The sequence below is a fragment of the Clostridium sp. AF35-15 genome, assembly GCF_003477745.1.
In the GTDB taxonomy this organism is placed as follows: domain Bacteria; phylum Bacillota; class Clostridia; order Lachnospirales; family Lachnospiraceae; genus Otoolea; species Otoolea fessa.
Genome location: NZ_QUDY01000013.1, coordinates 50,985 through 63,519, shown reverse-complemented (window position 1 = coordinate 63,519; position 12,535 = coordinate 50,985). Strand labels below are relative to the sequence as shown.

The window sequence follows — 12,535 nt, the reverse complement described above, 5'->3', positions numbered from 1 at the left end:
GGATGGAGATTACAACGACAATTATTATTCCCAATTATAATGGGTTGAAATTTATGGACGAATGCATCCGTTCACTGAATGCACAGACGTATCCGAATTTCCGGACGCTGGTGGTGGACAATGGTTCGACGGACGGAAGCGTGGAGTGGCTGAAGGAACATCAGATCGATACGATTTTCCTGCCGGAAAACACGGGATTTTCCGGTGCAGTCAACGTCGGAATCAAGGCGGCAGACACACCGTATGTGCTGCTTTTAAATAATGACGTCCGGGTGGACGAGTATTTCGTGGCGGAGATGGTGCGTGCGATCGGTCAGTCGGAGCGCATCTTTTCCGTCAGCAGCCGGATGATCCAGATGTACCATCCAGACAGGCTGGATGATGCAGGCGATATGTATTCCCTGCTTGGCTGGGCGTACCAGCGCGGCGTGGGACGGGAACTTACGCATTACCGCCGTTCAAGCCGGGTATTCTCGGCGTGCGCGGGCGCAGCGATCTACAGGAGAGAGGTATTTGAGGAGATAGGCTATTTCGATGAGATGCATTTTGCCTATCTGGAAGATATTGATGTGGGCTATAGAGCCCGGATTGCGGGTTATGACAATATATACTGCCCGGCGGCGCTGGTATGGCACGTCGGAAGCGGAACCAGCGGTTCCAAGTACAATTCATTCAAGGTTAAGCTGGCGGCACGCAACAATGTGTATCTGAATTATAAAAATATGCCGTGCTTACAGCTTATCATAAATGCGATTCCGATCGCAGCGGGGATTTTCGTGAAATATTCATTTTTCAGGAAACTCGGGTTTGGAAAAGATTATCTGGAAGGTCTGAAAGAAGGCATACGGACGGCAAAGAAGTGTAAAAAAGTGGCGTACCGCCCGGAACGGCTTAAAAATTATCTGGCGATAGAGCTGGAACTTTTAGCTGGGACATTTCTCTATGTCTATGAATTTGCTGTGAGACAGATCGAGAAAAAAGCAGCATCTGATAAATCGTGAGGAAAAGGTTAGAGTTGTTACTGGGCGCGTATGTGTGGACAGTAACTTAGAGTTTGCGCGATGTGTGAACGGTCATGGTTTAGCAGATGCAACACGGAGAAAGGCTGCTTATCAGACAATGTCTGAGCGGCAGCAAGCAAGTGAAAGATGAGGTAGCTTATGAATTATGAGGATGATGAGCTGGAGCGCATGAGGGCGCGCCGCGAGGGCAGAAGCAGCCGTGCCAGTCAGGCAGGGTATTCTTCGCGCGGCAGTTCTGCTTCCGGCACCAGCCGCAGAAGAGTCAGCAGTACAGTCGAAAATAGCCAGAGAAAAGGTGAGGCGGGCAGCAGTTCAGTACGTTCCGGCTACAGCGGTCCTAAGAGCGCTGGAAGTGGAAAAAAGAGTTCGGGACGCCGCGGCAGCCATTACCGTAAATCGGCGCGCCACAGAAAGCATATGATCATTGCGGCGGAGATTGTCGTGATTATATTGATGATTCTGGGCGGTGCGTTCTGGTATATGTATCACAGAACCTTCGGTTCTATGCAGAAGATTGATTTCAACGAGGACCAGGTTAAGAACGTCAATCTGTCCCAGGAACAGATCGATGATATGAAGGGCTACATGACCGTGGCGTGCTTCGGTGTCGATTCGCGAAGTGAGCACGGGCAGATGAATGTCGGAAAAGGTACGAACGCGGATGTCAACATGATTGCCAATATCAATCTGGAGACGGGTGAGATCCGCCTTGTATCGGTATTCCGGGACAGTTATCTGAATATCAACGATAAAAACTCTTATAATAAGATCAACGCCGCTTACGCACAGGGCGGTCCGGAGCAGGCAGTTAAGGCGCTGAATAAGAACCTGGGTCTTAACATTACCCAGTATGCGACGTTCAACTGGAAAGCGGTTGCGGATGCCATCAACATTCTGGGCGGTGTAGATGTCGAGCTGAGTGATGCAGAGTTCTCCTGGATCAATGCCTTCATCACGGAGACCGTAAAGGAGACTGGTATCGGTTCTCATCAGCTGACCCATGCGGGCAATGTACATCTGGATGGTATCCAGGCAGTTGCATACGGACGTATCCGTTATTCAGATACGGACTATGCGCGTACCGAGCGTCAGAGAATTATTCTTCAGAAAGCCTTTGATAAGGCAAAAAATGCAGACTGGGCGACACTCAACTGTCTGATTCAGACGATCATGCCGCAGCTTGCAACCAATGTTGATATTACGGATTTGATTCCGCTGGCACGCAATATCGCGAAGTTCCATATTGGTGAGACCGCGGGATTCCCGGCAGCCAGAGGTGAGCAGGATGTTGGAAAGATCGGTGACTGCGTTATCCCGCAGACACTGGAGTACAACGTAAAAGAGCTTCATAAGTTCCTGTTTGATGAGGAAGATTATCAGGTTCCGTCTAATGTTAAGGAGTACAGCAGCCATATCGCGCAGGTAACGGGGCTTACGACGAATGCGAAGCTGATTGGTCATGTTCCGGTCGATCAGGGTGTCAGCGCCCAGACGTTTATCAAGAAACGGGCGAGCCGGATTGCCGCGCAGGCAGCGGCGAAGGATGCCGCTAAGAAGTCATCGACGAGTGCTTCGGACGAGTCGGATGACGAGAGCGGGGATGAGACCAAGAAGGGCGAGAGCGAGAGCTCGATCGGATTGGACGAGATCTTTGATCCGGATGAAGACTGGATTGACTGGGAGGAAGAAGAGTCGAAGAGCAACAGCAGTAAGGGACCAGGAACAACGACGACTCCCGGCAAGAAAAATCATACGGATAAGACAACCGAGGCGGATGATTCTTTATCCGGACCAGGCAGCACATCGGAGACGAAGTCTTCCGTTGCAAAACCGGGATCTACAACCACGACAGCGGCAGAGACAGCGGCATCCAGTGAAAAGACTTCTCCGGGTGCATCAGATAATTCCGGTGTGAAAAGCCCGGTCACAGAGATTCAGGATCCGGGGAATTCCGGAAACAGCGATGCAGCAGGTCCTGGCGGTCCGGCAGGACCGGGAGCTTAATCCGAATTCAGGTGATATACTATGATAAAAGATAACCAGAAACGGCTGAATCATTTCCACGTAGTGCTGGACGCATGTGTCATCGCATGCGCCTACGCACTTGCGTGGTTTATCGTCAATGGAACGCCGTGGTTTAATGTAACAGGGCATAATAAGAGCGCAATGGCAGTTGTCTATCTGGCGGCTGGCGTTCTTATTGTACCGTTTTATTTGATTTTATACGCATTTTTACATCTTTACACGCCCAAACGGGTTCAGGGAAGACGGGTGGAGTTAGCCAATATTTTTAAGGCGAACATCATCGGTCTTTTGGTGATCTCACTGATTCTTTACCTGGGCGGTAAAAATGAGTATTTCCACAACTTCTCCCGTCCGATGGTATTTTTGTTTTTTGGCATCAATCTCTTTGCTGAGATTCTGATGCGGAATATCCTGCGGATAGCGCTCCGGTCGATGCGGTCGAAGGGATATAACCAGAAGCATCTGCTTCTGGTCGGTTACAGCCGGGCAGCGGAAGGATTTATTGACCGTGTGAATGTCAACCCGGAGTGGGGCTATAAAATCCGCGGTATTCTGGATGACCATGAGGAGTGGGGCAAAGAATATAAGGGAGTGCGCGTGATCGGCAAAATTGACGATCTGGATACGATTCTGGCGCTCAATACGCTGGATGAGATCGCGATCACCCTGAGCATCCAGGAGTATGGAAAACTGGAAAAAATCGTGGCAGGCTGTGAAAAATCGGGTGTGCATACGAAATTTATCCCGGATTATTATAACTTTATCCCGACCCGTCCGTTTATGGAGGATCTGCAGGGACTTCCGGTGATCCACATCCGCCATGTGCCGCTCACGAATCTGCTCAACGCAACGATGAAGCGGACGATGGATCTGGTCGGCGGCATGATGGCGCTCATCCTGTTTTCACCGGTGATGCTGGTGACGGCGATTCTTATAAAGGCGACTTCGCCGGGACCGGTCATTTTCTGTCAGGAGCGGGTGGGACTTCACAATAAGCCGTTTAAGATGTATAAGTTCCGCTCGATGGCGGTACAGTCGGCGGCAAAGGAGAAAAGCCAGTGGACGACGCCGGGAGACCCGCGTGTGACTCCGATTGGAAGATTTATCCGTAAGACGAGCATTGACGAGCTTCCGCAGCTGTTTAATGTTCTGAAGGGCGATATGAGCCTGGTTGGACCGCGCCCGGAACGCCCGTTTTTCGTTGAAAAATTCAAGGAAGAGATTCCGCGTTATATGATCAAACACCAGGTGCGTCCGGGAATGACCGGATGGGCACAGGTCAATGGTTACCGGGGCGATACCTCGATCACGAAGCGGATTGAGCATGATCTGTATTACATCGAGAACTGGACGCTGGGATTTGATTTTAAAATCATGTTTTTGACGGTTTTTAAGGGCTTTATAAATAAAAACGCGTATTGATGAGGAAAACCACATGGGATATGAAGAAGAAAGAGATAGGTCAGGACACCGCCGGAGCCGACGGGCAAAACCGTCGGAGATGGAAGACGATGGTCTGACACTGATCACGGATTCATTTACGGAACGCCGGGAGGACGGATCCCACCGGAGCGGAGATAGAAGCCGAAGTGGTCAGAAAGCGGCAAAGAGGGGACAGACGCAGCCTGGCAGCAGCCGGGAGAGCCGGAATCAGGAGAAAACCCGGACCATGAACCGGTCGGATATTTACGCCGACCCGGTTAAATTGAAAGCGCGCCGGAAAAAGAAGCGGAAGATATGGTTTATTCTTCTGGAGATTGCAGTGCTGATCGGGATTCTCTGCTTTGCGGGATATTCGTATATCAGCAGCCGTCTGGATCTGATGCAACGGCTTCCGTGGAACCCGGATGAGATCAAAAACGTCGAGATTTCGGAGGAGAAGCAGGAGCAGATGAGCGGTTACTGGACGATCGCGGTTTTCGGTGTGGATAGCCGTAACTCATCGGTCGGAAAGGGCAACAACTCGGATGTCAATATTCTCTGCAACATCGATCAGGGAACCGGTGAGATACGTCTGGTTTCGGTGTACCGGGATTCATATTTAAATATCAGCGACAAGAATACCTACAACAAAATCAACGCCGCTTATATGCAGGGCGGACCGGAGCAGGTTGTCAAGGCGCTCAATAGGAACCTGGATATCGATATTGACGATTATGCGACCTTTAACTGGAAAGCCGTTGCAGATGCGATCAACATTCTGGGCGGCATTGACGTGGAGATCACGAAATCAGAGTTTTATTATATCAATGCGTTCATTTCTGAGACGGTCAAGGCGACCGGCGTCGCTTCGACCCAGCTTAAATCAGCGGGCATGAACCATCTGGACGGTGTGCAGGCGGTTGCATATGGGCGTCTCCGTCTGATGGATACGGACTATGCCCGTACCGAACGGCAGAGAAAGGTTATTTCCCTCGCGTTTGAGAAGATGAAAAAAGCAGATTGGGCGACGATCAACAATATTGTGCAGACGGTATTTCCACAGGTGGCGACCAGCATCGAGATCAATGATCTGTTGAAGATAGGACGAAATATTACGCGTTACCATCTGACCGAGACGACCGGTTTTCCGTCGGAGCTGAGGGAAAAGAAGATGGGACGCAAGGGCGCCTGCGTCATCCCGCAGACGCTGGAGAGCAATGTCATCGAGCTGCATCATTTCCTGTTTGGCGATGAGGAATACACGCCGACTGAGACGGTCCGGACGATCAGTCAGAAAATTGTATCAGATACAGGCGTTCATGGCACGAAACAGGCAGAAACGAAGGCATTGCCGAAGACGACCGAGGCGACGACAATTTCCATCCTGGATCCGACGCAGGAGAGCGGCGCGGACGAAAGCCAGAAAGCCGGGAGCGGCAGCGACGAGTCGGAGAAAGAGACCGGTAATGCTTCGGAAACACAGGAGAATGACGTTTCTGAGCAGGAAAGCCGTCCGGACGGTACGCATGCATCAAAGGAAAATGCGCGGGAGAGCAGTGAGGCAGAGTCTGGCGGTTCTTCGCCGGCATTTCCGGGCGGAAATTCTGGCACCGGCACGGAGAATGGCAGAGAAAAACCTTCCGGCAGCGGTTCCCCGAATGGAAGCAGTGCACCGGGAAGTAAGACGGATGCGGGAATCATCATTGAGTGATGAGAGAGTGTGAAACGGAGGAAATGCTTTGAATTTAGATGGTTTGTACCGGATGCAGGGAATGTTATTTTCCCTGATGATTCTGGGTGCATTCTTAAAGAAGAAGGGAATTATCACGGATGAGGGAAAAAGGGTCATTGCGGATCTGGTCATCTTTGTGACACTTCCTTGCAGTATCATCGAGTCATTTGAAGTAGAACTGAGCATGGATATCTTAAAGAGCAGCGCACAGGCGCTGCTCGTCTCGTGTATGGTTCAGGTGACTTGTTATATCTTAAATATGGTACTGTACCCGGGTGTGGGAGAGGAAAAGAAGAAGGTCCTCAAATACGCGACGATGGCGTCCAATGCCGGGATTCTGGGAAATCCGGTGGCGGAGGGCATCTTCGGCTCGATGGGGCTTTTCTACGCCTCTTTTTACCTGATTCCGCAGAGAACTGCGATGTGGTCGCTGGGAATGACGTATTTTACGAAGGCGCCGGATCGGAAGACTCTGATTAAAAAGATATGCACGCATCCGTGTATTGTCTCCGTATTCATCGGCTTTGTGCTGATGCTTTTACAGATGCAGATTCCGGGATTCCTGGGAGATACGGTACATAGCTTAAACAAGGCAAACACGGCAGTCTCCATGATTTTTGTCGGAACCGTTCTGGCGGAGGCAGATATGAAGACGATGATCACGCCACTCAGCTGCTACTATGCCGCCGTGCGCCTGATCCTGATTCCGGCGCTTGTGTGGATCGGCTGCCTCCTGTTCCATATCGACACACTGGTGATGGGGATTTCTGTGGTGCTGGCAGCGATGCCGGCAGCAAGCACGACGGCGATTCTTGCCGCGAAATATGGCGGGGATGAAGTCTTTGCGACGAAGTGCGTGGTATTTACGACGCTGCTTTCGATGGTGTCGGCACCGGTTTGGTGTATGGTGCTGCAGCGGTAATCCCTTATGAGTTCGTATTTCTATAAAGGGGGTTTCGCTTGCATTGGATGAAAAGATATGTTATATTAGGGATAGAAAAAAGGAAAAGCCAGAGGAGCGGCTTACCTGAATAAATTAAACAACTGTTTTATTAACAGCCGTCATTATTGCAGTAATGGCGGCTATTTTCGTTTTCCCTTGAAAATTGTATAACACAATCCAACAAGGGCGCAAATGAATATTCCAATCTGAATCAAATCAGAGTATGTAACATACATTGGCAATGCCCTCCTTTCTTTCGTCTGGAGGGTTAGATTTGTGCCTCGTTCCAGTCTTTGATAAACAAGCTTTGCTGAAATCTAGCAACCCTCCGATAACAGAGGGTAAGCCGCCTGGCTCTCTGGTTTTTCCCATGTACGAAGTATATCATATTTTATCAGAACAGACAATGATAAAACGAAACAAATCCCCTCAGATTGCTCTGAGAGGATTTGCATATTCATGATTTATAATAGCAGTTCATATTGCTTGGTTATAGTCTTACAAACATTCTGTAATTTTACTTTTCATCCACAACCTGGAAAATGTAGAACTTCAGATAATAGGACGTCTCATCCCCCGCCCACAGAATCGGATGGTCGGCTGCCTGGGTGCGGTATTCGATCTGGCGCAGGCGGCGGTGGGCGCTGCGGGCTGCCTCCTGAATCGCCTTTGTGAAGAGTTCCGGCGTCATGAAATGGGAGCAGGAGCAGGTGGCGAAGTAGCCGCCGTCCTTTACCAGACGCAGACCGCGAATATTGATCTCGCGGTAGCCCTTGATGGCATTTTTGACCGAGCTGCGGGATTTTGTGAAGGCAGGCGGATCGAGGATCACGACGTCAAATTGCTCACCTCTTGCCTCTAATTCCGGAAGCAGGTCAAAGACATCCGCGCACTGAAAGGTGGTAGTGCCGGAAACACCGTTTAACTCTGCATTTTCACGCGCCTGTGCGACGGCAAGTTCGGACGCATCCACGCCGATGACCTCTTTGGCACCGGAGACGGCTGCATTTAAGGCAAAGGAGCCGGTGTGGGTAAAACAGTCCAGAACGCGTTTGCCCGGGCAGAGACGCTGGATTGCCAGACGGTTGTATTTCTGGTCGAGGAAAAAGCCAGTTTTCTGCCCGTCCTTGACATCTACCAGATAGCGGACACCATTTTCAACGATCTCTACTTTTGTATCAAATGGTTCCCCGATAAAGCCCTTATAGCGCTCCATGCCCTCCTGTAAGCGGACCTTAGCGTCGCTGCGCTCGTAAATACCGCGGATATGAATGCCGTCTTCCTCAAGCACCTTGACGAGTTTTTCCAGAATCAGCGGTTTCAGACGGTCGATACCGAGCGCCAGGGATTCAACGACCAGCACATCAGAAAATTTGTCGATCACGATGCCCGGAAGGAAATCTGCTTCGCCGAAAATCAGGCGGCAGCTGCTGGTATCAACTGTCTGACGGCGGTATTCCCAGGCATTGCGGACGCGCATTTCGATAAAAGCATCGTCGATGACAGTATCCTTTTTGCGGGAAAGCATCCGCACGGTAAGCTTGGAGCGGGTGTTGATAAAACCACATCCGAGCGGATAACCGTCAAAATCTTCGACACGAAGGATATCGCCATTTTCAAATTCGCCCTCAATTCGTTCAATTTCATTATCATAGATCCACATACCGCCGGCTTTCAGGGAACGAGCCTCGCCTTTGCGGATATGGACAACTGCCTGTGTATTCATCATGGATGTAACAGTCCTTTCATATAAAATGTAAAATTCGTTTCATTCATTAAGTATACAAGAGGAGAGAAGGACTGACAAGTGAAAACCAAGAGATGTTTTTAAGCTTCACAGATTTATGATTTTATTTTCACAATTACATCACAAATAACTGATAGACTATCTCATGTAAACAGAGAGAGGGCAGAAAGCCTGAGATAGAATATAAGAGTATGAACAATCCGCTGCGGGAAGGTTCGCAAAATGGACAGTACGCGGCTGTGATTCCTGAGAACAGGAGGTATGAATATATGTATGACGAGAATGAAAGAAATGAGAGACACGATCAGGATGTAGATTATACGGAGGGCGCTTATTCGGACAGCGCTTATGAGGAAAAGAATAACGATACTGCTAAAAAAGAAGAAACTTCCGATTATGGCGGTTATCATGATTCCCGTTACCGGGGCAGTCTCGATGGAGAACCGGAGGCAGCAGCCGGAGCAGATCCGAAAGAGAATGCAGAGAAGCAGCCGGAACGCAGCTATATTCCGGAAGAACGGAGTGGCCGGGGACATGGCTCTAAGAATACTGGTAAGAAAATTGCGGCACTTGTGATGTCGGGCATTCTGTTTGGCTGTGTGGCAGGCGGAACCATGGTTGGCGTGAATGCACTTTCAAACCGGCTTCTTCCGGGTGAGACCGCACAGGAAACGATCGGTCAGGTTTCCCAGGAGACACAGGCAGATGCTGGCACTAAAACGCAGGCCTCCATTGGCAACGATGTTTCTTCGATTGTAGAGAAAGCGATGCCGTCCGTTGTAGCGATCAACAATAAGATGATTTATACACAGAACAACTGGCTGTTTGGTCAGCAGCAGTACGAGGTGCCGAGCAGCGGTTCAGGAATCATTGCCGGACAGAATGACACGGAACTTCTGATTATTACCAATAACCATGTCGTTGAAGATTCCGAGGAACTTTCGGTTACCTTTATTGATAACCAGAGCGTTAAGGCAGCGGTCAAAGGTACTGATTCCGATTCGGATCTGGCAGTCATTGCCGTACAGCTTTCGGATATACCGGAAGAAACGAGAAAACAGATTAAGGCAGCCGATCTGGGCGATTCTGATTCCCTGAAGCTGGGACAGGGTGTTGTGGCAATCGGTAACGCACTGGGACAGGGGCAGTCGGTTACCGTCGGTTATGTCAGCGCTTTAAATAAAAAGCTAACCATCAACGACGTAGAGCGGACACTTCTGCAGGTAGATGCGGCGATCAACCCAGGCAACAGCGGCGGCGCACTTTTAAATATGAACGGTGAAGTTATCGGCATCAATGCGGCGAAGTATTCGGACACCAGTGTTGAGGGCATCGGTTATGCGATCCCGATTTCACAGGCAAAGGATATTATCAGCGACCTGATGACGAAGACGACGAAGGTAGCTGTCGATGAGAATGAGCAGGGCTATCTGGGAATCCAGCTTCAGAATATCGACAGCCAGATGGCGCAGGCGTATGGCATGCCGGAAGGTATCTATGTATACAAGATTGTTGCGGGCGGCGCGGCATCCAGGTCGGATCTGCGGGAGCGCGATATTATCACCAAGTTTGACGGTGAGAAGGTAAAGAATGGTGATGATCTCAAGAAACTGCTGACTTACTATAAGGCAGGTTCCACCGTTACCATGACGGTACAGAGTCTGGAAAATGGCAAATATGTCGAGAGAAACGTACAGATTACACTGGGCTCCAAGAGCGATATGCCGCAGAGCCAGGATAGCCAGAACGAGAGTCGGAGTGAATCACAGGCAAGTCCGCAGAGAAAACTGGGAAGATAGAAAATATCCCATCAGCGAAGTGGGCTGGAATGGATATTTGCCCGTAACGGTGAAGATACGGAACTGTTGCGAAGCGGAAATGAATAAAATCAGGAAGATATAGAAAAGAAGGCAGGTGAACCGCCGGTAGATCCTCTTGTAATCAGAGAGGGCGGTGATTCATCTGTCTTTTTGTTTCATGGGAAATTTTTTTATTTTTAAAACGAAATGACGGCTGCTGTTATGATTTACGTTTTTCACAAGCTATGATAAAATGAAAAGGTGCTTTCAGATTGGAGGAAATATAAAAATATGAGTGATAACCAGAATATAGATACGACAACCAATATAAACGAAACAGATACAAATAAAACCAGTACAGATCATTCGGATGATTACGAGAAAATCTGCTACGTCTGCCGCCGCCCGGAGAGCAAGGCGGGAGAGATGATCACGATGCCGGGCGGGATGAATTTCTGCCATGAGTGTATGCAGAAAGCATTTGACTCGATTTCCAAGTCGGGCATGGACTTTTCCAAGCTTCAAAATATGCCGTTTATGAACATGAATCTCAATGATTTTGCGGGCATGCAGATGCCGAATACAGAGATTCCAGAGAAAAATAAGATCAAGAAAAAGAGCAAGGCAAAAGACGCGGAGAAATTTCTGACGATGAAGGATGTTCCGGCACCGCACCAGATCAAGGCGCAGCTGGATGCGTATGTGATTGGGCAGGAGCGGGCGAAAAGGGCAGTTTCAGTGGCAGTCTACAACCATTATAAGCGCGTGATTCTCCGGCAGCAGGACGAGCTTCGGGCAAATGAAAATACGGAAGAAAAGGCGGAAAACGCGGCGGCACAGGGAATGCAGATGCAGGGCGGCGAGCCGGAGATTGAGAAATCCAACATCCTGATGCTGGGACCGACCGGAAGCGGAAAAACGTACCTGGTCAAGACGCTGGCGAAGCTTTTGGATGTGCCGCTGGCGATCGCGGATGCGACGTCGCTCACGGAAGCTGGATATATCGGAGATGATATAGAAAGCGTAGTCTCCAAGCTTCTGGCAGCGGCTGGAAATGATGTGGAGAAAGCTGAGCAAGGCATCATTTTCATCGATGAGATCGATAAAATTGCGAAAAAGAAAAATACGATGAGCCGCGATGTCAGCGGTGAGTCGGTACAGCAGGAACTTTTAAAACTTCTGGAAGGCAGCCAGGTAGAGGTGCCGGTCGGCTCAAACCAGAAGAATGCACTCACGCCGATGGCGACTGTGGATACGAACAACATCCTGTTTATCTGTGGCGGCGCGTTTCCGGGATTGGATGATATCATCAAGGAGCGCCTGAAAAAGCGTTCCACGATGGGCTTCAACTCCCATTTGAAGGATGAATTTGACAATGATCCGGATATTTTGAGCCAGGTGACAACGGAAGATCTGCGGAATTTTGGCATGATTCCAGAGTTCCTCGGACGTCTGCCGGTGCTTGTGAGCCTGCAGGGGCTGACAAAGGAATTGCTGATGCGGATTCTGAAAGAACCGAAAAATGCGATCCTCAAGCAGTATGAGCGCCTGCTGGCGCTGGATGAGGTCAAACTGGTGTTTGAGGACGATGCACTGGAGTGGATCGCCGAGCGGGCGCTGGAAAAAGATACGGGTGCTCGTGCGCTGCGTGCAATTTTAGAGGATTTTATGATGGATATCATGTATGAGATCCCGAAAGATCCGAATATCGGATCCGTCGTGATCACGCGCCCGTATCTGGAGAAGAAGGGCGGTCCGCGGATAGAGATGCGGGGATAATAACTTTTCAGGAACATGATCGGTGAACGGTGTCATGGATGTGGTGAAAGTTAGCGATGTAAGGAT

Annotated in this window: 8 protein-coding genes; 7 read left to right on the top strand and 1 reads right to left on the bottom strand. The window is 49.7% G+C overall.

All coding sequences use genetic code 11. From position 1 onward, the window contains the following. The first annotated feature begins 2 nt into the window (after positions 1-2). The 5 genes from DWZ76_RS13205 (at position 3) to DWZ76_RS13185 (ending at position 7,123) form a co-directional block, all read left to right on the top strand. Positions 3-1,001, top strand: coding sequence for a glycosyltransferase family 2 protein (locus DWZ76_RS13205; RefSeq protein WP_118472951.1), 999 nt, complete (start codon positions 3-5; stop codon positions 999-1,001). 159 nt (positions 1,002-1,160) lie between these two features. After that, on the top strand, positions 1,161-3,026 hold the full coding sequence (locus tag DWZ76_RS13200; protein WP_107001457.1) for an LCP family protein: 1,866 nt from the start codon (positions 1,161-1,163) through the stop codon (positions 3,024-3,026). A 21-nt stretch (positions 3,027-3,047) separates the two neighbouring features. Further along, positions 3,048-4,469, top strand: coding sequence for an undecaprenyl-phosphate glucose phosphotransferase (locus DWZ76_RS13195; protein ID WP_118472950.1), 1,422 nt, complete (start codon positions 3,048-3,050; stop codon positions 4,467-4,469). Between the two features lie 13 nt (positions 4,470-4,482). Beyond that, the gene (locus DWZ76_RS13190; RefSeq protein WP_118472949.1) at positions 4,483-6,180 is read left to right on the top strand and encodes an LCP family protein; all 1,698 of its coding nucleotides are present in this window, start codon (positions 4,483-4,485) and stop codon (positions 6,178-6,180) included. Positions 6,181-6,208: 28 nt separating this feature from the next. Continuing rightward, on the top strand, positions 6,209-7,123 hold the full coding sequence (locus DWZ76_RS13185; protein ID WP_181357242.1) for an AEC family transporter: 915 nt from the start codon (positions 6,209-6,211) through the stop codon (positions 7,121-7,123). Between the two features lie 538 nt (positions 7,124-7,661). Here DWZ76_RS13185 and DWZ76_RS13180 read toward each other — a convergent pair. After that, on the bottom strand, positions 7,662-8,870 hold the full coding sequence (locus tag DWZ76_RS13180) for a class I SAM-dependent rRNA methyltransferase (RefSeq protein WP_118472962.1): 1,209 nt from the start codon (positions 8,868-8,870) through the stop codon (positions 7,662-7,664). 290 nt (positions 8,871-9,160) lie between these two features. On the opposite strand from DWZ76_RS13180, the gene DWZ76_RS13175 reads away from it, so the two are divergent. Both DWZ76_RS13175 and clpX read left to right on the top strand, forming a co-directional pair. After that, a complete protein-coding gene (locus tag DWZ76_RS13175; RefSeq protein ID WP_118472948.1) occupies positions 9,161-10,690 on the top strand; it encodes a trypsin-like peptidase domain-containing protein in 1,530 nt (509 codons plus the stop codon). A gap of 291 nt (positions 10,691-10,981) precedes the next feature. Beyond that, complete coding sequence (clpX, locus tag DWZ76_RS13170) at positions 10,982-12,469, top strand: ATP-dependent Clp protease ATP-binding subunit ClpX (protein WP_118472947.1); 1,488 nt, start codon at positions 10,982-10,984, stop codon at positions 12,467-12,469. Positions 12,470-12,535: the final 66 nt, after the last annotated feature.